General features: G+C 62.3%; 23 protein-coding genes and 3 pseudogenes. 12 read left to right on the top strand and 14 right to left on the bottom strand.

The window, feature by feature from the left end; all coding sequences use genetic code 11:
* Positions 1–15: 15 nt before the first annotated feature.
* The 4 genes from tnpB to V5279_RS24410 all read right to left on the bottom strand — a co-directional run bounded on the left by tnpB (position 16) and on the right by V5279_RS24410 (position 1,679).
* Complete coding sequence (gene tnpB, locus V5279_RS24425; RefSeq protein ID WP_176529066.1) at positions 16–372, bottom strand: IS66 family insertion sequence element accessory protein TnpB; 357 nt, start codon at positions 370–372, stop codon at positions 16–18.
* Entirely contained in the window at positions 369–794 is a 426-nt protein-coding gene (gene tnpA, locus V5279_RS24420; protein WP_224924235.1) for an IS66-like element accessory protein TnpA, read from the bottom strand. The genes tnpB and tnpA overlap by 4 nt, the downstream gene beginning before the upstream one ends.
* Before the next feature lie 110 nt (positions 795–904).
* The gene (locus tag V5279_RS24415; RefSeq protein ID WP_338688667.1) at positions 905–1,123 is read right to left on the bottom strand and encodes a hypothetical protein; all 219 of its coding nucleotides are present in this window, start codon (positions 1,121–1,123) and stop codon (positions 905–907) included.
* 220 nt (positions 1,124–1,343) lie between these two features.
* Complete coding sequence (locus V5279_RS24410; RefSeq protein WP_338688665.1) at positions 1,344–1,679, bottom strand: hypothetical protein; 336 nt, start codon at positions 1,677–1,679, stop codon at positions 1,344–1,346.
* 23 nt (positions 1,680–1,702) lie between these two features.
* Here V5279_RS24410 and V5279_RS24405 point away from each other — a divergent pair, with 23 nt between their 5' ends.
* The 4 genes from V5279_RS24405 to V5279_RS24390 all read left to right on the top strand — a co-directional run bounded on the left by V5279_RS24405 (position 1,703) and on the right by V5279_RS24390 (position 5,959).
* Positions 1,703–1,966 (top strand): hypothetical protein, encoded by a 264-nt coding sequence (locus V5279_RS24405; RefSeq protein WP_338688663.1) that lies wholly within the window; start codon positions 1,703–1,705, stop codon positions 1,964–1,966.
* 425 nt (positions 1,967–2,391) lie between these two features.
* On the top strand, positions 2,392–2,928 hold the full coding sequence (locus V5279_RS24400; RefSeq protein ID WP_338688661.1) for a hypothetical protein: 537 nt from the start codon (positions 2,392–2,394) through the stop codon (positions 2,926–2,928).
* Positions 2,928–3,482 (top strand): hypothetical protein, encoded by a 555-nt coding sequence (locus tag V5279_RS24395; protein ID WP_338688659.1) that lies wholly within the window; start codon positions 2,928–2,930, stop codon positions 3,480–3,482. Before V5279_RS24400 ends, V5279_RS24395 begins: the two co-directional genes overlap by 1 nt.
* 2,333 nt (positions 3,483–5,815) lie before the next feature.
* Positions 5,816–5,959: a hypothetical protein gene (locus V5279_RS24390; protein ID WP_338688657.1), complete on the top strand. Its 144-nt coding sequence runs from the start codon at positions 5,816–5,818 to the stop codon at positions 5,957–5,959.
* On the opposite strand, the gene V5279_RS24385 is transcribed toward V5279_RS24390, so the two are convergent.
* Positions 5,956–6,150, bottom strand: a complete 195-nt coding sequence (locus V5279_RS24385; protein ID WP_338688655.1) for a hypothetical protein — start codon at positions 6,148–6,150, stop codon at positions 5,956–5,958. The genes V5279_RS24390 and V5279_RS24385 overlap by 4 nt on opposite strands.
* A gap of 230 nt (positions 6,151–6,380) precedes the next feature.
* On the opposite strand from V5279_RS24385, the pseudogene V5279_RS24380 reads away from it, so the two are divergent.
* Both V5279_RS24380 and V5279_RS24375 read left to right on the top strand, forming a co-directional pair.
* Positions 6,381–7,034: pseudogene (locus V5279_RS24380) on the top strand (ComEC/Rec2 family competence protein); the annotation flags it as partial.
* 720 nt (positions 7,035–7,754) lie between these two features.
* Positions 7,755–8,987, top strand: a complete 1,233-nt coding sequence (locus tag V5279_RS24375; protein ID WP_338688653.1) for a hypothetical protein — start codon at positions 7,755–7,757, stop codon at positions 8,985–8,987.
* An 81-nt stretch (positions 8,988–9,068) separates the two neighbouring features.
* Here the strand turns inward: V5279_RS24375 and V5279_RS24370 are convergent.
* Positions 9,069–10,246 (bottom strand): IS3 family transposase gene (locus V5279_RS24370; RefSeq protein ID WP_414645828.1). Its coding sequence is split into 2 segments (ribosomal slippage): positions 9,069–9,955 and positions 9,955–10,246, totalling 1,179 coding nucleotides; the frame shifts between segments, so codons are not numbered across the junction.
* A gap of 418 nt (positions 10,247–10,664) precedes the next feature.
* On the opposite strand from V5279_RS24370, the pseudogene V5279_RS47100 reads away from it, so the two are divergent.
* From V5279_RS47100 to V5279_RS24355, 3 genes and pseudogenes are all read left to right on the top strand, one after another.
* Positions 10,665–10,802, top strand: a pseudogene (locus tag V5279_RS47100) (hypothetical protein); the annotation flags it as partial.
* A gap of 74 nt (positions 10,803–10,876) precedes the next feature.
* Entirely contained in the window at positions 10,877–12,010 is a 1,134-nt protein-coding gene (locus tag V5279_RS24360) for a site-specific integrase (RefSeq protein ID WP_338688649.1), read from the top strand.
* 38 nt (positions 12,011–12,048) lie between these two features.
* Positions 12,049–13,121: pseudogene (locus V5279_RS24355) on the top strand (ComEC/Rec2 family competence protein); the annotation flags it as partial.
* A 96-nt stretch (positions 13,122–13,217) separates the two neighbouring features.
* Here V5279_RS24355 and V5279_RS24350 read toward each other — a convergent pair.
* The 8 genes from V5279_RS24350 to V5279_RS24315 form a co-directional block, all read right to left on the bottom strand.
* A complete protein-coding gene (locus V5279_RS24350; protein ID WP_338688647.1) occupies positions 13,218–13,445 on the bottom strand; it encodes a hypothetical protein in 228 nt (75 codons plus the stop codon).
* Positions 13,446–13,607: 162 nt separating this feature from the next.
* A complete protein-coding gene (locus tag V5279_RS24345) occupies positions 13,608–14,036 on the bottom strand; it encodes a hypothetical protein (RefSeq protein ID WP_166295120.1) in 429 nt (142 codons plus the stop codon).
* A 342-nt stretch (positions 14,037–14,378) separates the two neighbouring features.
* Positions 14,379–15,083: a transcriptional repressor LexA gene (lexA, locus tag V5279_RS24340; protein ID WP_166205352.1), complete on the bottom strand. Its 705-nt coding sequence runs from the start codon at positions 15,081–15,083 to the stop codon at positions 14,379–14,381.
* A gap of 231 nt (positions 15,084–15,314) precedes the next feature.
* Entirely contained in the window at positions 15,315–16,526 is a 1,212-nt protein-coding gene (gene glp / locus V5279_RS24335) for a gephyrin-like molybdotransferase Glp (protein WP_338688639.1), read from the bottom strand.
* Positions 16,527–16,551: 25 nt separating this feature from the next.
* Positions 16,552–17,178, bottom strand: coding sequence for an HAD family phosphatase (locus V5279_RS24330; RefSeq protein ID WP_338688637.1), 627 nt, complete (start codon positions 17,176–17,178; stop codon positions 16,552–16,554).
* A gap of 930 nt (positions 17,179–18,108) precedes the next feature.
* On the bottom strand, positions 18,109–18,510 hold the full coding sequence (arsC, locus tag V5279_RS24325; protein ID WP_338688635.1) for an arsenate reductase (glutaredoxin): 402 nt from the start codon (positions 18,508–18,510) through the stop codon (positions 18,109–18,111).
* Positions 18,507–19,208, bottom strand: coding sequence for an MIP/aquaporin family protein (locus tag V5279_RS24320; RefSeq protein WP_338688633.1), 702 nt, complete (start codon positions 19,206–19,208; stop codon positions 18,507–18,509). Before V5279_RS24320 ends, arsC begins: the two co-directional genes overlap by 4 nt.
* Positions 19,209–19,265: 57 nt before the next feature.
* Positions 19,266–19,628, bottom strand: a complete 363-nt coding sequence (locus V5279_RS24315; RefSeq protein WP_029080834.1) for an ArsR/SmtB family transcription factor — start codon at positions 19,626–19,628, stop codon at positions 19,266–19,268.
* A 128-nt stretch (positions 19,629–19,756) separates the two neighbouring features.
* Here V5279_RS24315 and V5279_RS24310 point away from each other — a divergent pair, with 128 nt between their 5' ends.
* From V5279_RS24310 to V5279_RS24300, 3 genes are read left to right on the top strand one after another with little or no spacing between them, the layout of a single operon-like run.
* Positions 19,757–20,074: an ArsR/SmtB family transcription factor gene (locus tag V5279_RS24310; RefSeq protein WP_029080835.1), complete on the top strand. Its 318-nt coding sequence runs from the start codon at positions 19,757–19,759 to the stop codon at positions 20,072–20,074.
* Between the two features lie 47 nt (positions 20,075–20,121).
* A complete protein-coding gene (locus V5279_RS24305) occupies positions 20,122–21,501 on the top strand; it encodes an NAD(P)-binding domain-containing protein (protein WP_338688628.1) in 1,380 nt (459 codons plus the stop codon).
* Positions 21,501–22,673: an MFS transporter gene (locus tag V5279_RS24300; RefSeq protein ID WP_338688626.1), complete on the top strand. Its 1,173-nt coding sequence runs from the start codon at positions 21,501–21,503 to the stop codon at positions 22,671–22,673. The genes V5279_RS24305 and V5279_RS24300 overlap by 1 nt, the downstream gene beginning before the upstream one ends.
* The last annotated feature ends 3 nt before the right edge of the window (positions 22,674–22,676 follow it).

The following is a 22,676-nucleotide window of genomic DNA, read 5'->3' as shown; positions in this document are numbered from 1 at the left end:
CAGCGCTGCCAACAGCTATCCGGCCTGCGTTGGCGTCGACGTCTCCCGCGCCTCATGCACAAGCCGCCAGTCGAGCCCTTCCAGCAGCGCCGACAATTGCGCCGCCGACAGGCGCATCACGCCGTCCTCGATCTTCGGCCAGCGGAAGATCCCATCCTCGAGCCTCTTGGCGAACAGGCACAGACCCGTTCCGTCCCAGAACACCAGCTTGATCCGATCCGCCCGCTTGGCCCGGAACACATAGACAGCTCCCGAGAATGGATCTGCCCGCATGCTCTCGCGCACCAGGGTCGCGAGCCCTTCCATCCCCTTACGGAAGTCCACCGGCTTGGTCGCCACCATCACCCGGACCGCACCCGACGGACCGATCACCGGCTCGCCTTCAGCGCCTGGACAATCGACGCAACCATCGTCGTATCCGCACCACGACCGGCCCGGATCATGATGCCGTCGACTTCGATCTCGATAATCCCGGCATCGCAACGGCGAGCCCGGGTATCCGCTTTGGCCTTGCAGCGCACCGCTTTGCGCTCCCGGTCAACAGCGGGCGCCGGCACCGCGGCATCCACCACCGCCGGCACAAACTGTACTTCTTCTATTGCGGAATGACCGCCTGCTGCTTCTCGCAACTGACGTCGCCAGCCAAACAACTGCTGCGGTGACAATCCATGCCGTCGGGCTACCGAACAGACCGAGTCGCCGCTCGCCACGATCTCCGCAACGATCCGCGCCTTGTCCCCATTGCTCCACTTCCGCCGACGGCCGGCTCCGGTGAAGACTTCAAGCCGCCGCACCGGCTCCGTGATAGCACTATGCTCTGTGTCCATTCTAAGCCTAACGGTCCAAACCGAACCGCAGACTCGCAGATCACCCCGTCATCCGGAAGGTGGCCGCTGAACAGCGCTTACTCTTGCACGTACTCCTCGAGAGATTCTTTTTTGTCGGCTTGAACGTCACGTACAATTTTCGACAGCGCTTCAACAGCGGGCTCGCTTATCCGCAGGTTTCCATAACCTTGCGCCCCGAGAGTAATCTGCTGGCCGTTGATCAAAAGCTTACTGAAGTAAGCGATTTCGGCGTTCAAGAATTTCAATACGTCTTCTTTGCTGCCGACAATATTCACTCACTGGCTAGGGATTATAACGCTCCAACTTTCCATCGTGCCCCACCAGCTCTTCGAGCTTTATTCTCTTAGATTTGGTGACGAACCTACCGCAACCTGCGCGCGCATGGAAGCGAACTCTCGGATTGTATAGAATCCGTGATTTTACGGTGGAGAACACCGGACGAGCGTCAATACGTGCTTGAGCACATAAGATCGGGAACGTCGATTCCGGCGTCGATCATTTCAACTGAAACCACCACAAATACAGGGCGGCGAGGCAAACAAGAATGATGAGCTTGCCCACAGTATGGAGAGATTTTCGGTCGGCTTGAATTGTACTCGCCGAGCTTGGTGAGGCCGCTCTCGATGTGCTTGGAATAGAAGTGTGGATGCGCCGATCGGCTTCGTCCACTACGATATAGACCTTGCCGGATGAGTTGGCTCTTCGATCGCTATCTGCAATAGCTTTCCTGAGACCACCGCCGCCAAGGTCCGCAGTGAAGATCGCTGAATTGTACGGGTAGCGCTCTTCTCTAACGCAATATTTGGGTATCTTGGTAACCGAGCTGTTCATCGCCGTGCCGTCACAAGCTATCCATGCTTCACGCCGAAACGATGCTGATTACTGCTTCTCTGCGGGGACGTGCGGCATTACCGATTTTCCTTTCTGTATTGTTCCATCAGCCGATTATAGATTTGGCGATCTTTGCGGGACATCTGCCGCAGGACAGCCTTAATCCCGCAGGTGTCTCGGATGACCTTCCCTTTGCGATAGACGCTGTAGCAGTGATAACCCTGCACTATCACATCCCCATTGGGGAGATGATCCTCTGCATGCGCTGCGACCGCCCAGAGCAATGATAGCAGAACTAGGTATCGCATTGCTTTCTCATGAATTTCGGGAGCGCCCCAGCGCTTTCTGCATTGGAAGCGGTAGCTATCGCCGGCCGAGCAACGTGAGGAAGGTCCATACACTTCGAAATTCATCGCTTGGCCTTCAGCCCGATCTCGACCAGCCGGCGGATAGCCTCGGAGCGAGTGGGTTTGTCCGGCTGCTGCGCGGCCCATGCATCAAGGTTTGCCATGAACTCGTCGGAAAGGCGGAACGTGCGAGAGGGATCTCTGCCCGTCGCGGGTCGCCCTGCGCCAGGCCTTTTGCCGCCCCGGTGTTTTGGTGTTGCCTTTTTCATTGTTTGGCAATACCGTATTCAAGCTTGAAAAACAAGCGGCCCGCCGACGCGGTTCGAAGCACGTCGACAGGCCTGGCCCAAACTATGAGGTGTTTCATGGCTCAGGTTGATTCTGAGAATAGCATAGCTGCGCCCGCCGATACGGAGCCCGCTGGCGCTCTCCATTGCCGGACTGACGGTTTCCCCGAAGATCTTTTCTTGGCCATAGGCCGCCTCCGGCGCGAGGCCAGAGACGAGGTCGACAGGCTCCTCCGGTTTCTCGACAAGACGGACGACTACGTCTGCCGCGAGCTCGAGGACGATAGCGGCGAGAACGAGGAGGGCGGCGATACTGAACCGTCCCTAGGCTCGCTCGATCGGGCGACCAACCAGGAGCGCTGGAGCAAGGGCGGACTGGGAGGCGCCGACCGGGAGCTAGACCGGAGCGACTATGAGCCCAGCCTTGGCTCCATTGAACGGCACCCATCCCTGCTCGGATGGGGCGATGGTTCTAACCCGACCGGTGATCAGACGCGCTGGGCGTCGGGCGGCACCCGCGACCTGGAGGACGAGTGCTCCACCGGCATCGGTGATCACGATGGCCTGCTCGAGCAGGTTGGGTCGCAAGACTGGCGGCAGGGGAGCATGGGCTGATGAAAACCATGACCCGAAGGCTCGGCCTACAGATCATGGCAGGGGCTGCTGCAGCTCCGGCTACGGCAACGACAGCATCATTGGCAAACCCCGACGCCGAACTGATTGAGCTAGGACGCCGGTTCGTCGAATTAGCGCGGCACAGGGACGCGGTAAATGACGAGAGCGGTCGCCTGTATGACATAGCCAGCAGTTCGTATCCGCCAGGAACCGTTTACGAAGCCCGCTCGCTCGGCGCCGCCGCTGAGGCCGCATACACCGCCGCTATCGACGCCGCCGACGAGGCAGTGGGCCTCTCTGCGGTGGTGGCTGAGTTTGAGGAGACCACGGATCAGTTGCGAGCGATCTTCGCCCGCATGGTCACAATCCGCCCCACGACGATCGAGGGAATGCGAGCAATCGCATCAATGGTCCTCAATTTCGAGTGGGACGGCAACAACGTCGAGTTCGCCGAAGGGACAATCGAAGGCGCGGCGCTCGCCGTGCTAGTCGCCGGCCTGCTCGATAAGCCGCTTCCGGAGCGTCTGCCGGACTGGGCGGCTGCCTGGATCTGATCAAAAAGTAACGCCGCCGGGCTCGAAATACGCGTCCCGGCGGCGTTCATTCCAAAACCTGGGACCTGAAAATTTCCCAAGCTCGATCAAACGTTAGTGCGATGCACAAGTTGCTATTTAATCGTCGGGGGATTGCTCACGCGCAATTTCCCCGAGCGGTCTCCCCAATCTCGTTCGGGCATAGGAACGCGTGGCGATGTCGGGCGTAGTTTGTTTGGCTCCCGGTTTTCAGGTTCCCCAAGCCCCCGCCGGGAGTCAGTAGGCGACCCCGGCCTGGTGCCCCCTTGCCGGGGTCGTCTCATTTTGCAGTGCCATACACAAATTTGAAGAAAGAGGAGCCGGCAGGCGGGGCAGCGCGCCAGCTCCTCCGAAACGTGACCGTGCAAGTCCCCAATCGGTCCCGTCCCAAGGAAAGCGTGCGCCGGTTAGGTTTCGGATTTCCTAAGAGCATAGGAACGCACTGGCGATGTCCGGCATAGTTTGTGTGCTCCCGGTTGTCAGGTCCCCCGAACCCCACTGAGAATGGCGATCCCGGCGTGCCGCCCACACCGGGGTCGTTCTCATGAGCGTGTTGGCTCACAGGCAGCCCGGCTTTAGCCTCATTGACCGCAAGACGCTATCTAGTCCGCTTCCGTTGCAGTCGACAGTGCGGGTCGGCTTTTCATTCTGAGCCTCCTGTTGATGTTTGCTGCTGGCAGTGCGTTTTCTCTTTTTTGGAATCGGATCGGTCGCTTCACGCCGATGTCGAGCGACGACAGGAGGAGACTCTGGGATGGTTTTCGTTTGCGGGGCAGGTGGTGGTGATGGCGGTACCGATGCGATCGGTGCTGGCTGCTGTACCGCGGTGGCGCTCGTTGTGCCGACCGTTTGCTGCTGTGGGACGAGCGAAAGCCGATCGGCCTTCTTGGCGCGCTCCGCCACTGGATACTCGACGATCGGTGCCGGCGCCGGATCTCTCGCGAGCGCTGCAACTGCACCCATCCCAACCAGACCAACTATTCCCACCGCCAAAATCCGGATCCACCTGCACGATCCCTGATCAACACAACAAGCTGAAATACCTGCGTAAATTATGATGATCAGGCGATGTATGCCAATAGCTTAGGTTATTCCGCCCGCAGGCGAAGGGCTTTTGCCACCGGGATTGCCACCCAACTGCTTGGGACACAGCGGTACTATCTATGAGAAGCCGCTGTAACCGACGCGTAGAACGGCTTGAAATTGCAGTCGAAAAGGGATGAAAAAGGAGAGGGCGGTACAACGCGCGGCCCTTTAGCAATATGTTATTGATGACGAGATTTGCCCAGAGATTGAATGGCACATGGCAGCTCTCAATACCGCCGTCGCCGCGCTCAATAGTTATAGCTCCGACGATTCTAGGAGAGCCCGCCGATTCACGCCCGGCGGATTTTTCTTCGAGGTTGCTAGCGCCTGTAATATCGATACGGCGGTTGCCAGACGAATGTCGAGCCGTAGCGATACGGCAGGACGTCATAACCAATTAGGTACGCGGTTCGATACCGCCTGTGATGAATAATGCGGGTCGCGCCACACGCGCACCGTTGGCGAGAACTGATCTCGGATGCCAGATTTTCACGCGGCTTCACCTGATCAGCGGATGCTCGATCCGGAAGGATGCAGAGCGCGCTAAAGGTGAGAATCGACAGGAGGCGAATCATAGCCAAATCCTTCCGAGGTACCGACCGATAACTGCACAAAGATGGGCAAGTTCCAGGGCAAGGCTGATCCGAAAAAGTACGCCGCCCGTCTCAAAAATGCACGCCCGGCGGCGTTTTCTTCCTGAACTGGGACACTGAAATCCCAGCAGAGTCCAATTTGCAGGGCCAGTCTATGACGTCGGGATCTGACGGCACGTCGTTAAGACGAACCGGATTTGCTGCACTGCCAATCGTTGCCGAGTGCTCCACTCGAGACGGAATGGGGAGCAGCCATCACCAGCAATATCGTTGCGCAGGCCAACGAAGCCGCGGTCACCGCGAAACGAGCTTTGCGCATCCACACTGAATTCATCATGACCGTCGCTCCCGTTCTGGTGCGGGAGACAGCGTGTGCGCGGTTTGTTTCGCGGTCGTTTCGAGGCGGCCGAAATGGTGTTTCGTTCACGCGGAGGTGTTTGGAGGCGCCATTCGGGCAAACCCCGAAGAATACGCCGTCGTTTTCCGGCGAGCGCACCGCCCGTCCTATCCCGATGCTTGCCTTCGTTAAAACTGAAAGCCGGCAGCGTGATCCGCTTCATACTCCGTTAGGCACGTCGAGAGCATGCTCGGAACGAGACAATTTGCTTCAAGTTGTCCAGGCCGGAGGATCGGCACATGGATCGTATCGAATATCTGAGAGAGCAAATCGCTCGCGCTGAACGGATGGCCATGGGAGCCTTGGACAAACTCACGATTGATCGGCTGAAGTCTTTTGCCGCCGAGTGCAGGGAAGAGCTAGCACGGAATGACGTAGGCTAGCCCGAGACTGGGCCGTGAGCACGATGCATCAGACGGCTGACAGCAACAACAAGATCTGGCCGGCCGAGCACCTCAACAAGCCGATCTAAAATCATCCGCTCGTTCGAGCGCGGCCGAGGTTCTAGGTATTCTTCGAGTATTTCTTGCGCGGCGCTTACTGCCTGGAGAGCGATATCTTCGTCCGACATCATTTGGACTCCCAGTAAACTTTTCGCCTAATCATCCTAAAGTCATACGGTTCCTAAACCGTGAAGGAATCGACATCGGTTTTCGGCGGGAACAAGTGGCAATGGAGGTGCCCCCTCTGGCGACCTTGGCGCCCCCGCGCCGGGGTCGTCGTTGTTTTGTGGGTTGGGTTGTGGATCAAACCGTCGAGCTCAATTTTAACCTAGCAATATCAATTGTTTATAATAATTTGTAGCGGCTGATGCCGCCGCTCGGGCCGCAGCGTCCGGGCTCCTATGATTTCGGCCGCGACCTCTATTTCCAGGGCATCGGCGCCTCCGGCTTCGTGATGGGCGCGATCAAGACCAGGGAACCACCGGCAGCCGGCGGCTTGGCGCTGCGCTATGCCGCCTTCATGCAGGGCCTGCGTGACGCCATCGACGCGCGCATCCGCACCACGCTCGACGGCGATCAGCGCGCGATCGCAACCGCGCTGCTGACCGGCCGGCGCGACGCGATCTCGACGCCGGTCAACGATGCGATGTTCATCTCGGGGCTCGGCCATGTGCTGTCGATCTCCGGCTACCACATGGCCGTGGTCGCGGGCGTGGTGTTCTTCGCGGTGCGCGCGCTGCTCGCGCTGTTTCCTGCGCTGACGGCGGGGCATCCGATCAAGAAATGGGCGGCCGCGGCCGCGCTGATCGCCGCGGCGTTCTATCTCTTGCTGTCGGGGGCGGAGGTCGCAACGCAGCGATCGTTCTTCATGACGGCGGTGGTGCTGATCGCGGTGATGGTCGACCGCCGCGCGATCACCTTCCGCACGCTGGCGGTGGCGGCGCTGATCGTGCTCGCGATCGCGCCGGAGGCGCTGGTGCATCCGAGCTTCCAGAGCTTCTATGCGACCAGCGGCGATGCGGCCCGCCTGCTATAAATCTTGTGCATTTTCAATGGCCTGCAAGACTTGCGTGGGGCGGCGGCCTAGAACGAAAATCGCTCAAAATCGGGCAAAAACCACGGATTGACGGCGCAGAGTCCCGGAAAGAGTCCCGGAATGGCTGGCGGCGTTCCTCGTGCGTTCAGGGGGGCGCCGCCAAGCCCTAGAGCCGGCCTTCCGGGCGGTGTCTGGTCCTAGGCGCGCAGTTTACCCGGTGGCGGCCTGAGCGCACTCTACTGCCTTGTGTAAGGCTTGCGGGCGTCTGGCAGCCAATGAGCGGGCGGATCCGGGGGCAGGTTTACCTTTTCCGCTCCCACCCACCAAATTCAGTGATCACTGACTTTAGCGTTTGGGCCGCAGGAGGCCACTAGTCGGTATTGGTCCAATCCGGATGGGCGAGAGGAACGTGGATGGTTATGCGGGACGGAAGCTATATCGACGACTTATACTATGCGGGTGGGAACTCGGTGACGGTCAAGATCCTGTGCGGTCGCGACGATGCCGAATGGCGTACGGCACCCCTTTCCGAGATGCCCCGCGAGTGGCTGTCAGAAGTTAAGGCCGCCGTGGACAGCGCACTGCATGCCGCCTGAGCATTCCGACAGGCAGGAGCGGACGGCCGTACCGGGTAGTCTGCTATCTCAATGGTGGACCCTTGGTCGCATCTCTTGCGACGGCAGAACGAGCGGACGTCACGTGAAGGTTGCCTGGGTCATCATTGATAGATTTAGGAAGAAAGAGGGAAACGGCAGGGCCGCCCTGCGCTACATCGAGCGCGCAACCGGCCTTGGCAGGCCTGCCGTTATCAGGGCCTGCAGAGAGTTGACCGAATGGGGGTTTACCAAGCGCCACGTTGGTAGCGGTACGCGGCCCTCGGAGTACGAGCCGGTCTGGGCAACCACCAAATTTGCTAGTGGTAGCGAAACGTATACCCCTGCCAGTGGTATGGAAATGGATACCTCTTGCGGTGTGGAAACGATTACCACTAGGCCAGCCAGTGGTGTGGATTCGCATACCGAATCCTACTTACCGTCACCGGCTTACAGACCGGCTGACGGTGTAGGTAAATCAGTATCCGCCAGCGGGCCGGGCGCTGATGCGCCGGCCGAGGCGGGAGGGTTTGAGCGCATCTGGCGTGCCTACGGGCGCCACGGCAACAAGCAGGCCAGCAAGCGTGCGTTTGAAGCTATTGCCAGCCCGGATGTCGATCACATCGAGGTTCGCGCCAGTGCATGGGCCGCAAGCGCAAAACCAGGTCAGCGCCGGATGCCGCTGGAGAAGTGGCTGGCAGCCGAGAAATATGACGAGGCCGACCGCACCGTAAGGCCGACAGCTAAGCCGCCAGAACTAGACGAGGAGGGTGAAGTGGCGAGGCGCCGCGACAGTACCTTTGACGCGACCGAGGCTGCCGAGCGCGCCCGTAGGATCCAAAGATCCGCCATTGAAATCGCTGTGCCGCGCCGTGTTCCGCTGATTGTCGTGTCCAGCGCGTTGGAAAGTCGGGATGAAGGCACTTGGCTGGAAATGCAGACCGACCATGGGCGCGTTGCCGTTCTATTGGAGGGACGTGACGCCGCCACCCAAGAGGCGGGCCAAGCGCACTTTGGTCGGCTCACAGCGGCTTGCGGGATAAACGAGATCGATGACTCAGCTGAACTGCACGGCAAGCCCTTCATGGTGGTTGAGCGGTATGCGGTAGACGAGGGCGTATCGCTGCCCGAAGGCACGCTGTCGGCGGCAAACGACAATACGCCTCAGGGTGAACACGAGCGGCCAGAAATATGCCGCATAGGCAAGTACACATCGGCCTTCTTGCCGGCGCGCTCCATGACTAGCGCCAGCCTGTCCAGGCACCATTCCCAGTCTGCAGCGGTGGGTAGGTTGTCGCCTAGCATGGCGCGGGACCAGCCTATTCACCGCTATGATTGATGTTGAGAAGGGCAGTGGGCAAATGCGGCGTAGGCGGCTTCCTTGATCCTGTTTGATCTTCCCCCGAAAAAATGGACAAGGTTAAGCTGCTTTTAGCTCCATCTCGATCGGACTGACATAGCCGATGGCGGAGTGACGACGAGTTCGATTGTAGAAGCCTTCAATGTAAGCAAAGATATCACGTGTGGCCTCTGCGCGTGTTGCATAGTGAGTGTGGTAGACGAGCTCGATTTTGAGCGTGTGAAAGAAGCTCTCCATTGGAGCATTGTCATAGCAGTCGGCCTTGCGGCTCATCGATGCCCTCAAGCCGGCAGATTGCACGACCTTGCGGTATTCCGCCGATGCGTATTGGACGCCGCGATCGGAATGATGGATCAGACCGGCGCCAGGCCGCTGCGCTGAGACGGCCATCCGCAAGGCTGCCAGCGGCAGCTCGGCACGCAAATGATCCGCCATCGCCCAGCCGACGATCCTGCGGCTGTACAAATCCATGACGGTGGCCAGATAGAGCCAACCCTGATCGGTCTCGATGTAGGTGATATCGGCGAGCCAGATCCGGTTCGGCGCAGTGGCGGTGAAGTTGCGCTCGAGCAGGTTCGCCGCGATCGGGAGGTCATGACGGCTATCGGTCGTCCGCACCCGGCGAGGCCGTGCCATGATGGCCCTGATACCGTGATGGCGCATCAGCCGCTCGATGCGGCCACGGCTCGCCCCGCGGCCCTGGGCCTTCAATTCGACATGGATACGCGGGCTGCCGTAGCGTCCGTTTGTCTCGCGATGGACGCGCTTGATGTCGTCGACAAGCTCACGGTTGGCGACCGATCGCTGGCTCTCCGGCCGGGAGCGCCAAGCATAATAGCCGGCCGGCGAGACACCGAGCACGTCGCACAGGATCGTCACAGGATAGTCGGCGCGGCGATCTTCGATGAAGCGGAATCTCATTTCGGCCCCCCAGCAAAGATCGCGATCGACTTTTTTAAAATGTCGCGCTCCATGCGCAGCCGCTCGTTCTCTCGCTGCAGACGAGCGATCTCCGCCGCGTGGTCCGCCGACGGCAGCGTCGCTTGCGTTGTGGGGCGCCGCGCCGCAGCCGTCGGCTCTCGCCCAGTTCCACGTAGTTCCACCCAGCGCCGCAAAACTGAATCGCGCAGGCCAAGTTCCTTGGCCACCGATCCGATCGAGCGGCCACTCGAAGCGACCAGATCGACCGCTTGCCGCTTATAGTCGTCCGTAAACGACCTACGCTGACGTCCTTCCATCCAACACCTCTCCTGGCTCTTCGAGCCTACTACAGGTGTCCATCAATTCGGAGGAGGTTCAGTTTAGACCGGCAACGGAGTCTGAGCTGACTTCGTAGGTTCGCATCTGCCCGTCAAACGTATTGCGAAACGTGCGCCCTTGCAGGGAATTGCGGATCACTATCTTGGTTTGGACGGTGGCAAGGGGGTGTGCGTGAAGCACGGGAAACACTTCACCGACGACCCCATCTACCTGATGCTTCGTTGCTTCCTCTCTCAACTCTTGGGCATGACCCACGGAGTGACGGATTTCAGCGAAGTCGGGAAATAGCTGACGCAGCTGTTTATTGGCTGCCTTGAGTCGCCTCAGCGACAAACCACCCTGAGCGCTGGCCCTGGCCGGCGAGGTAAGCCGAGCAATTTTCTTAGGGGCACGCTCTTGCCCAATCCTGCCAATGACAACAGCCGCTTGCTCACGCCAGAGCAGGCGGCTTTGAGGCTGAATATCACAGAGGACCAACTGAGCGCGTTCGCGCATGATGGTGAGATCGCTTACATCAATGTCGGCCGAGGCAAGAAGCGCCCGCGAAGGCGGTATGCTGAGGACGATATCCAAGAGTTTCTTGAGCGTCGCCGCAGGAGGGAAGTACCGTGTCCGTCTACCGTGACAAGCGTTCGCCCTATTACCAATTCGATTTCCAGCACGCGGGTAATCGGTTTCATGGCAGCACGAAGTGCTCGACTCGACGCGACGCGGAAAAGTTTGAAGCTGCACAGCTAGAGAAAGCCAAGGCGCTAGTGAAGGCGACACGGCGCGCCAAGGCGTCACTCGCGATCGATGACGTCGCTAACCGCCTCTGGAACGACAGTGCGCAGTATGACTCGGAGCCGAAGGCCACTGAGACTAACCTTGCTCGGCTAGTCACATACTTCGGTGAGACGAGGCCGCTGACTGATATTGATCACAAGGCGGCCAAGGACATGGTGGCGTGGCGCCGTGGTCACCGTGTCTCGAGGCGCGGTAAGCGGACCAAGGAAGAGGAACAGGCCCTGCCATTGGTCTCTAACGCCACGGTCAACCGGTCTGCGACCAAGGTGCTGCAGCGCCTATTCACCTTCGCCAAGGCCGAAGGCGCGGTCTTTGACAATGAACCCAAGTGGGATGAGCTGTTGCTGTCCGAGCCAGAGGAGCGTGTCCGCGAACTTAAGACCGAGGAGGCTGACGCGCTCGATTCAGTCATGCGCGACGACTACGGCCCTTTCTTCGACTTCGTACGGGCTAGTGGCATGCGGTTGAAGGAATGCGTGACGCTGCGATGGTCCGAAGTGGATTTCGGATCCAGGCAGATTGTGAGGCTTGGGAAGGGCGGCCGTCGCGTGGCTTTCCCGATCACGCCAGCGGTGCGCGAGATCCTATTCCCGCTGCAGGGACAGCACCCGGAGTTCTGCTTCACGTACCTCGCGGTCTACGGCAACAAGCGACTGGGTCGGGTGAGGGGGCAGCGTTACGCTCTGACCTATAACGGCGCCAAGACGGCCTGGCAGCGCCTACGAGACCTCTCTGGTGTCGCCGACTTCCGTTTCCACGACTTCCGGCACGACTTCGGCAGCAAGCTTCTCCGCGACAGCGGGAATCTCAAGCTGGTTCAGAAGGCGCTCAACCACCGGGACATCAAGAGCACGCTACGCTACGCGCATGTGCTGGACGAGGATGTTGCTGTGGCCGTCGAACGGCTCGCAAAGTCCCGGAATAAGTCCCAGAGTGGGGTCAAGAAAGTCTGCTAAGCTTTTGAAGAAACGAACGATATCTGAACTCGGAAACGAGCTTCCGGATGTCGTTTGCCGCGACGCTCGGGCTGGTGGCGCTGGTGCAGATCGGGCTGCCGAACCTGTTGGCCTCGCCCGACCATTCGGCGACTGCGCGGGTCGCGCTGTGGGGAGGGCGCGAGCTCACGATGCTGATGCTGGCCTCGCTGGTGGCGGGGCTGGCGACGACACCCTACGCCGCGTTCCATTTCCATCGCGTGACGCCCTACGGGCTGCTCGCCAACCTCGCGGCGATGCCGGTGGTGTCGGCGATCGTGATGCCGGCGGGTCTGCTCGGCCTCCTCGCCATGCCGTTCGGCTTTGATGGCGTGTTCTGGGCGATCATGGGCTTCGGCATCGACTGGATGATTTTGGTGACGCAATGGGTCGCCGCGCTGCCTGGCGCGGTGGGCCGGATGGCGGCGTTCGGCATCGGGCCGCTGATCGTCGCAAGCGCGGGCATCATCCTGCTTGGGCTGTTGCGCACGCCGCTGCGCTGGTCCGGCGCGGTGCTGCTGGTGGTGGCCACAGTCTGGGCGCTGAGGGCCCCGCTGCCGGACGTGCTGATTTCCGCCGACGGCCGCAACGTCGCGGTGCGTGGCGGCGACGGGCGGCTGCTCTGATGCATAGCGCGAAGGATGCATTCCTGGTCAAGGAATGGCTGGCGGCGGATGCCGATGCGCGGACCGCCGCCGATGCGTCGCTCGGCGGGGGCGTCTCCTGCGATCCGAGCGGCTGCGTCACCCAGGGCCCGGGCGGCGCCTTCGTCGCGCTGGCGATGCGGCCGGAGGCGCTGGCCGACGATTGCGAGCGGGCGGCGCTGATCGTCACCGCGCGGCCGGCGCCGCAGGGTTGCGCGGCCTCGGTGATCGATGCCGAGCGGCTGCGGCGCCACGGTGCGCTGGTGCTGCGGCGGACCGGCGCCGGCTACGCCGTCGATGCGGTGAAGCCCGGCGGCATCGACCGGCCGTGGTCGCCGGCGGTTCCCGGTGACGGTGAGAGCGAGACGGTCCTCCGCACACCCGCCGCCGCGCCGCGGCCCGCAGTCGATGCGACCCCGGCCGAGACCGACCTGCAGGGCGACGACTAGAGTTTTGGTTCTGATTTAATCAGAACCAAAACTCTAGTTTCTTGTTTTCACGCGTTTTCTTCACGCGAACCGGTGTCCACTTCGCTCGAAAACGCTTCAGCCGTTGCCGGGCGAGGGGCCGGTCGGCAGCTCGAACAGGCCGAGATGGTACTCGTCGGAATCGGGGCCGGCGTCGGGCTTCTTGACGAGGGTGAAGATGGCCTCGGGAAACTGCTCCCAGACCTTGAGATCATCGGCCGTCACTGTCAGCCAGCCGAACCGGAACATGTAGCGGCCCGGCTCAGTGACGCGTCCAGCCTTTTGCCATGTGACCTTGTCGACCACTGCGCAGGTTTCCGTGAGTACACGTCCTCCGTACGCGATGATGCGCCAAGGCGCTCGCCGACGCAAATCTCCTGCTGCGCCCCGGAAGCGGAAATCCGGGGTCGCTCGAAATCGCCTAAGGTCATCCGCCGCCGAGTGGCTCATTCCGCGGCGACGATGCGCTCAACCCAAAAACAGCGACGCGAATGCGGAGGGCCGCCGCTCCACAACCTTCGGCTTGTGCTCGACCGGCGGATGCAGTGCCGGCAATTGCAGCACGCTGACGCGCTGTCCCTCGACGAGCTGGGTCACCAGAACGTGGCTGCCGTCGGGGAATTCGACCGCGTCATGATGGCGATCGGGCACGTCGGGCTCGACTTCGTTGAACACGCCGACGCGGAAATTCATCGTCTTGGTCCAGATCCAGCGGCTGTCGTAGCGAACGTTCTCGGCGAAAGCGAGCTCGGTGCCCGGCAGCATGCAGACCGCGACAGTGGGATCGTTCTCCGAAGCAAAGCCGCGGGTCGACGTGCCGCGGAAAGTCGTGGTGATCAGCGTCTCTCCGACAATGGCGGGGCGCGATGCCACGGCGTGCAGACTATAGTCACACATCGGATGGCTCCTCTTTTCGAGGTAGCGACCCGTGCCTCTCCTTGAGGCGCAGGCCTCTACCAGAGTGGACGATAGCAAACGAGTGTCTGCTCGTTTCTGGGCGATTGTACGACTGGCCGTCGAACGCCTCAATCACAAACGCGCTACACTGCGCGAGAGGTATCAGGGCGCATCCTAGGTGGTCCGCACGTCGCACTATCTTCCAAGGAACGATCCGATCTGTTGCTCGTTCCCGGATCGGGATGACTTTTCTTCGAATCGTCATCCCGCTCCATATGTCTGTTCGAGCATGACCTTTTCGGAAAACCGCTCCGCACTTTTCCGGATCATGCTCCGCCGCCGTCAGTATTTGCGATACAGCCCGATCAGCTTGCCCTGGATGCGGACCCGGTTCGGCGGCAGGATGCGCACTTCATAGGCAGTGTTGGCCGGCTCGAGCGCGATCGATGCACCGCGGCGGCGGAAGCGCTTCAGGGTGGCTTCCTCCTCGTCGATCAGCGCCACCACGATGTCGCCGGTGTTGGCGACGTCGTTGCGCTGGATCAGCGCCATGTCGCCGTCGAGGATGCCGGCGTCGACCATGGAATCGCCGCGTACTTCCAGCGCATAGTGCTCGCCGGAGCCGAGCATGTCGGGCGGCACGCTGATGGTGTGGCTGCGGGTCTGCAGCGCCTCGATCGGCGTACCGGCCGCGATCCGGCCCATCACGGGGACGGCGACCGGACGGTTGCCGTCGTCCTCGGCGATCGGCGGCGTGCTGCTGCGCTTGCCGAGGGTGCCTTCGATGACGCTCGGCGTGAAGCCGCGGCGACCGTTGCCGCCGCCGGCGGCCAGTTCGGGCAGCTTGATGACCTCGATGGCGCGGGCGCGGTTGGGCAGGCGGCGGATGAAGCCGCGCTCCTCCAGCGCAGTGATCAGGCGGTGGATACCGGACTTCGAGCGCAGATCGAGCGCATCCTTCATCTCGTCGAAGGAGGGCGGCACGCCGGCCTCTTTCAGACGTTCATTGATGAAACGCAGAAGTTCGTACTGTTTGCGCGTGAGCATCTCGAGCATTCCCCCGGTTGATAGCGTCGTTCGATTCCGAGACTCTTCAGGTGGGGCCTTCAGACGGGGCCTGATCTCGGGAGCGCAATGCTCCCTGGCGGCTTCCCGATTGTAGACACCAGTACTCGAAACAAATCATGAACGGACACTATATGTTCGATATGTGTTCCGCAACCAATTAATTTCCGGTGAACGCATCAGGCGGCGCGCAATCGGCAGCCCGCGAAAACCTCAGTCGGGCAGTGTGAGGATCTCGCATTCGCTGCCCTTGGCGGCGGCGGGCGCAAACGGCGGACGTACCAGAAGTGCCCGCGCCGCAGCGAGATTCCCGAGCAGCGAACTATCCTGCTGCATCACCGGCGTGGCGATCAGCGCGCCGTCCTGGCGCTCCTCGAGACGCGCGCGCAGATAGTCCTCGCGCTGGTCGTTGGCGGCGAGGTCGCGGCCGAGCACGGCGGTGGTGCGGACATGATGGATCGTGTTCCGACCGCTCAAAGCCCGAATCAACGGCACCAGAAACAGGAAGGCGCAGACATAGGACGACACCGGATTGCCGGGCAGGCCGATCACCCGCATGGCCCCGAGCCGGCCGTGCATCATCGGCTTGCCGGGCCGCATCGCGATCCGCCAGAACGCCATCGCGACGCCCTCGGCCTCCAGCGACTGCTTGACCAGATCGTGGTCGCCGACCGAGGCGCCGCCGGTCGTAATCAGGATGTCGGCGCCGGCCTCCCGCGCCCGGCGGATACCGGCCGTGGTCGCGGCCACCGTGTCGGCGGCCACCCCGAGATCGACGGTCTCGGCGCCTTCGGCGCGCGCCAGCGCACGCAGCGCATAGCCGTTGGAATAGACGATCTGGCCGGGGCCGGGCTGGGAGCCCGGCATCACCAGTTCGTCGCCGGTGGCGAGCACTGCGACCTTCGGGCGGCGGCGCACCGCGAGTTCCGGATAGTTCATGGCGGCCGCAAGCGAGAGCGCGCGGTCGGACAGGCGGCTGCCGCCGTTGAGCAGCAGGTCGCCCTCACGGAAGTCGACGCCGGCCGGGCGGATGTGCCGTCCCGGGCTCGCTGCCTCGGTGATCGAGATGTGGTCGCCATCGACCCGGGTGTCTTCCTGGATGATGACGGCATCGGCGCCATGGGGGATCACGCCGCCGGTGAAGATCCGCACCGCTTCGCCGGCACTGAGCGTCCGCTCGAACGGCCGGCCGGCGGCGACTTCGCCGATCACCTTGAGCCGGGACTTGAGATCAGCCGCATCGGCGGCGCGCACCGCGTAGCCGTCCATGGCCGACATCGGCTCGGGCGGCTGGGTGCGGCGCGCCGCGAGGTCGTGCGCCAGCGTGCGATGGTAGGCGGCATCGAGCGCGACCATCTCCTCCGGCAGCGGTTCGGCGCCGGCAAGAATGGCGGACAGGGCATCGGCAACCGGCATCAGGGCCACGCGCAAAACTCCTCAATGCAAATGGTCAAATACCAAGTGCGGTCAGCGCCCTTGCCACGTCATCCGTCGATGTCACGTGGATGGCTTGAAGGCCACGCCCCCGCGCACCTTCGATATTGGCAGCCAGATCGTCGAAGAACAGGATCCGCGACGCCGGCACGCCGATCGCTTCTACCACATGATCGTAGGCCGCGGCGTCGGGTTTCCGAAGGCCGATGCTCGAGGACAGGAACACGGTCCGGAAGTGGCTGAGCAACCCGGCATAGGCGACCGAGAAATGCGCGACATGGGCCGGATTGGTGTTCGAGAAGGCGTAGAGCGGCATTCGCGCTGCGGCGGCCGCGAGCAGGGGGGCGATGCCCGGCATCTCGCCGGTGAAGATCGCGTTCCAGCCCTCGAGGAATTGCGCGTCGGTGAGCTCGACGCCGAGCGACTGGCGCAAATTCGCAAAGAACGCCGCGTCGTCGATCCGGCCGATCTCGTGATGCTTGTAACTGTCGTCGACGACGAAACGGCCGGCGAGGTCGGCCGGCGCGCAACCGGCTTGCCGCGCCCAGTGCGTCATCGCCTTGTCGAGGCTGATATCGAGCACGACGCGGCCGATATCGAACAGCAGCACGTCGACGGAATTGGGGGAGAGTTGCGGGGTCATTGCGTGAAACCATGTACGAAAATTGCGGGCAGGCGGCAATCTCCCCGATTTGTGCGGCAGGCATGCGACCAGGGTGCTGACGTTCATTCCGGCTCAGTCCATTCTTGCGCGGTGTCATCACCCGCGCATGCGGGTGATCCAGTATTCCAGAGACGCCAGTGTGTGAGCCGAGGAGCCGCGGCGTACTGGATCGCCCGGTCAAGCCGGGCGATGACAGGCGGGGGTGGGGATACAGCTCCGCATTCTCGCGACATGATTTGCCCGAGTCTTACCTGTCGTTTCGCCGCTCTAAAATCAGAGGGCGCAGGGAAAGCCGGGTGCCGATCGCACCCATGGGTCCGGTGCAACAAAAAGCACCGGGGGTAGGACCACAGGTGTAACCGGAGCAATCCGGCTTTCCCTGCGCGATGGGTTACGGCTTACTTCGTGCTCTCCCCGGCGAGACTGGGCTTGTTCACGTTCGTCACTTGTGACATCAGCGTCCACCGCATCTCACCGCAACACCCGTGACGATGCGCAGCGCCCCTCGATCGGGTGAGACGGGACAATTCATACACTGAGTTGGGTGCGCCGATAAACAGAAATATTTTTGCGCGGGGGGGCTTGCGCCGTCGGGCAACTCAGTGGCAGGGGCACCGGCCTTGGCGCATCAAGCTACTTCGGAGCCGCCCTTTCACATCCTCGAAAGCGCCAGGCCGAAATAGGCGATGAGCGCGCCGGTGCTGAGAATGATGACGACGAGCGCTTGCTCGGAGCGTGCCTGCAAGGTTTTCCGGGTCACGGTGATGACGCTCCCTTTTCGAAAATCAATCTGTTCAACTAACGTGGGTCCGTGTCCGTTCCGGCTCCTTCCGTGGAAACTTGTGCCTTGTCCGGGGAACCACCGATGGGAAGACCCTCTCAATTGGGTTGCTGTGGGGCCTCGGCCGCTTACCGCGCCGCGACCACTTCGCCGTCTTCCTTCACGAACCGTCCAACCGGTGAGTCCAGAAGATCGATGACGGCCTCCGACGGCCTGCACAATCGCACACCCTTCGGCGTCACCACGATCGGCCGGTTGATGAGAATGGGATGCGCCAGCATGACATCGAGCAATTCGTCGTCCGTCCATTTCGCCTGGTCGAGAGCGAGCTCCTTGTAAGGCGTTCCCTTTTCGCGCAGCAGGGCGCGCACGGGGATGCCCATCGCGGCAATCAACTCCTTGAGTGTTTCGCGCGCCGGCGGCGTCCTGAGATATTCAATGACGACGGGCTCGGTGCCACTCTGGCGGATCATCGCGAGCGTGTTGCGCGAGGTGCCGCAATCCGGGTTGTGATAAATCGTGACGGTCATGGTCGTGTCTCCGCAATGGCAATGCCGCCGGACAGTTTGGGACGGCCGAGCAGCCAGTTCATCAGCAACATGCCGGCCATCGCGCCGCAGAGCTCGGCGAGAATGAACCCCGGAAGGTCGATGGGCCGAATACCGGCGAACGTGTTGGTGAGGGAGCGTGCGATCGCAACGGCCGGATTGGCGAACGACGTTGATGCCGTGAACCAGTAGGCGGCTGTGATGTAGAGCCCGACCAGCCAGGGAACGGCCGCGCGCTGAAAGCGGATGCCGGCCAGAATGGTGGCGACGAGGCCGAAGGCGGCCACGGCTTCCGCAAACCACTGCGGTCCGCCGGTCCGGACCTTCATCGACAGGTCGATCAAGGGATGAGCGTACATCAGATGCGCCGCCATCGTGCCGACGGCGCCGCCTGCGATCTGCGCTGCGATGTAGAGCACGGCCTCGTTCACCGGCAGCTCGCGCCGGCCGGTAAAGACGAGCGTTACGGCCGGATTGAAATGGGCACCGGAAACCGGACCGAGCACGGTGATCAGGACGACGAGGATCGCTCCGGTCGGCAACGTGTTGCAGAGAAGCGCAAGAGCGACATCCTTGGTCAGGGTTTCGGCCATGATGCCGGATCCGACCACGGTCGCAACGAGAATGCCGGTGCCGAGCGCTTCGGCGGCAAGGCGCCGGGGAAGGTCGAACGTCTCCATCAATTGGCCCTGGGCTCTGGATGAACTGCGCGGCCGGCGAAATCGATCGCGCCTTGCTCAGCCACGCGTTCGCTCCTTTCGCTGCGGAGGACAACAGGGCTGTAAGCTCTCGACAACCGGCGCGCAAATCTCCGGCCGTCCGTCGCAGCAATCGCGCAGCAGGAACACCGCGACGTTGCGAAACTCGTCGAGGTTGGCGCGATAGACGATCGATCGGCTTCGCCTTTCGGAGGTGACCAGGCGTGCGCGGGTGAGGATCGACAAATGCGCCGACAGGGTGTTTTGCGGCACCTCCAGCAGGCGGGCGAGGTCGCCGGCCGCGAGTCCCTCGGGCTCGTGTTTGACGAGCGCCCGAAACGCCTCCAGCCGGGTCGGTTGCGAAAGTGCGGCGAGAGCCAGCACTGCTTCTTCCGTTTCCATATATCCAGATTTATGGAAATATCGCATTGAGGTCAAGCGGGATTCCGCCTCAAACGGCTGCATCATATATTTCAAATATTCTAGAAATATCGATTGACGGAGGTGGGGCGAGGACGCATGCTTTGCGGATGAAGATCGACGACGCAGCTGCACGCCTGGAAGCGCTGGGCAATCCGACCCGGCTCAAGATTTACCGAGCCCTTGTCCGCGCTGGACATGCCGGCATGCCGGTGGGGCGCCTGCAGGAGCGGCTGAAGATTCCGGCGTCGACGCTGTCGCATCACGTCAAGGCACTGGTCTCCGTTGGCCTGATCTCGCAACTGCGCGAGGGGACCACGCTGGTCTGCCATGCCGAATACGCCACGATGCAAGCCTTGGTGGATTTCCTCGTGGCGGAGTGTTGCGTCGAGGAATCGCAATGCAACGCGGCGCAGACGGCGGCCTGATTTTTTTGTCGGGTCATTCGATAATTCCAGAAAGACGGGATGAGCAGATGCCAGCAAAGACGGTCGCGATCATCGGAGCGGGTCCGGTCGGCCTTGCGGCGGCGGCGCATGTGATGGAGCGCGGCATGACGCCGGTGGTGCTGGAGGCGGGAGCCGAGGCCGGCCATGCGGTTCGGCAATGGCAGCATGTTCAGCTGTTCTCGCCCTGGGAATACAATGTGGATCAAGCCGCCGCGCGGCTGCTTGCCGACATCGGCTGGAATCGGCCCGATCCCAAGGTGTACCCGACCGGCGGCGAACTGCTCGATCAGTATCTCACTCCGCTCGCGACCCGGACGCCGCTCAAGGATGTGATCCGGACGTCGAGCCGTGTCACCGCGGTGTCACGTGCCGGGTTTGACAAGGCCAAGACGAAGGACCGCGAAAAGGCGCCGTTCGAAATTCGCTATCAGAACGGCAGAGGTCCGGAGACGCTGCGCGCCGACGCCGTGATCGACAGCTCCGGCACCTGGTCGTCGCCGAACCCGGCTGGTGCAAACGGGCTTGCCGCGATTGGGGAGCGCGAGGCCCAACGGAATATCACCTACGGAATGCCTGACGTGCTCGGCAAGGACCGGGGCCGATATGCGGGCAGGGCGGTTGCCGTGCTGGGGGCCGGGCATTCCGCGATCAGCACGCTGACCGATTTGACGACGCTGGCGGAGCAGGAGCCGGGCACGCACCCGATCTGGCTGCTTCGCGGCACCAACCCTGCAAAGGCCTTTGGTGGCGGCGCGAATGACAAATTGGCCGCCCGGGGCGAATTGGGCGCGCACTTCGCGTCGCTGGTTTCCTCGGGCCGTGTTCAGGTCGAGGCGGGCTTTCCGGTCGCCGCGATCGGCAGCTTGGATGGCCGGCTCCGGATCGCGACATCCGCGGCCTGTTGCGGACGCAGCATCGTTGTCGACGAATTGATCGTCGCCACCGGATTTCGTCCCGACCTGTCGTTCCTCGGCGAGGTCCGTCTGCGCCTCGATCCGGCAATCGAAGCGCCGATGGCGTTGGCGCCCCTGATCGATCCGAACGAGCACTCCTGCGGAACGGTGCGGCCGCATGGCGCGCGTGAACTGGTTCAGGACGATTGGGGCCTCTACCTCGCCGGCATCAAGAGCTACGGCCGTGCGCCGACCTTCCTGATGATCACGGGCTACGAACAGGTGCGCTCGATTGCTGCCGATATCGCGGGAGATCGCGAAGCGGCCGAACGCGTGGAGTTGGAACTGCCCGAGACCGGTGTCTGCACGCGCGGGGGCGTCGAAGGACCTGACAGCGCCGGCAACTGCTGCGGTGGTCCGGCTCCTGTTCAAGCCGACGCTTGCTGCGCGGATGACGCATCGGCCAAGGGAACTGCCAAGGCGGCGGGTCGCGCCAGTTGTGGCTGCGCCTGATGGACCGCAGCCGACTGACCATCATTGCGTCGCTTGGCACGGCCCAGACACTGGCCTGGGGGTCGAGCTACTATCTGCCTGCGATACTCGCCGATCCGATCGCGCACGACCTCGGGATTTCCAGCAACTGGTTCTTCGCGGCGTTCTCGGCGTCGCTTGTGATCTCCGGGTTGCTCGGCCCGCGGGTTGGCCGGCAGATCGATCGCGTCGGTGGGCGGCAGGTGCTCTGCGCCTCGAACGTCGTCCTCGCTGCCGGGCTCGCTTTGCTCGGCGCGTCCGGATCGGTGTGGACGCTGTCGGCGGCGTGGCTGCTGCTCGGCATCGGCATGGGGCTCGGGCTCTACGATGCAGCGTTCGGCACGCTCGGACGTATCTATGGCAGCGGTGCGCGTGCCTCGATCACGGGCATTACGCTGATTGCGGGATTCGCCAGCACGGTTGGCTGGCCGCTGAGCTCGCTTGGCCTCGCCACGATCGGCTGGCGGGAGACCTGCTTTGCCTGGGCGATTGCGCATCTCGTCATCGGACTGCCGCTCAATCTGCTGCTGCCGCGCACGCTACGTGCGGTATCTTCGCAAGGCACGCCCGCAAAACCGCATATTCCGATCGACCGGACCATGGTGGTGCTTTCCTTCGCATTCGCCGCCGCCTGGACGGTGACGTCGGCGATGGCCGCGCATCTGCCGCGGATCGTGGAAACCTTCGGAGCGACGCCGACGCAGGCCGTATTCGCCGGGATGATGATCGGTCCGGCGCAGGTTGGTGCGCGCATTCTCGAGGCGAGCCTGCTCAGTCGATTCCATCCGCTGCTCTCGACGCGACTTGCCTGCATCACCCATCCGATCGGGGCCTGCGTGATCGGCATCTTCGGCGGTGGTGCCGCGGCCGCGTTCGCGCTCCTGCACGGCGCGGGCAACGGCATTCTGACGATTGCGCGGGGAACACTGCCGCTCGCGATCTTCGGATCGGAGAACTATGCCTACCGGCTCGGATTAATCGGGGCACCGTCCCGCATCTGCCAGGCGCTGGCGCCGCTGGCATTCGGGCTCTTGATCGAGCCGATGGGACGGGGGGTGGTCGTGGTGTCGGCAGGGCTCAGCCTGTCGGCGCTGATAGCCCTGGCCATGCTGCCGCGCGCATCTTCGGCACGTGCATCCGCACCCGCGGAATGATCG

The organism is Bradyrhizobium sp. 26S5 (assembly GCF_036923295.1).
Taxonomy (GTDB): domain Bacteria; phylum Pseudomonadota; class Alphaproteobacteria; order Rhizobiales; family Xanthobacteraceae; genus Bradyrhizobium; species Bradyrhizobium septentrionale.
The sequence above is the reverse complement of the archived record's forward strand: the minus strand, read 5'-3'. Positions and strand labels throughout refer to the sequence as shown.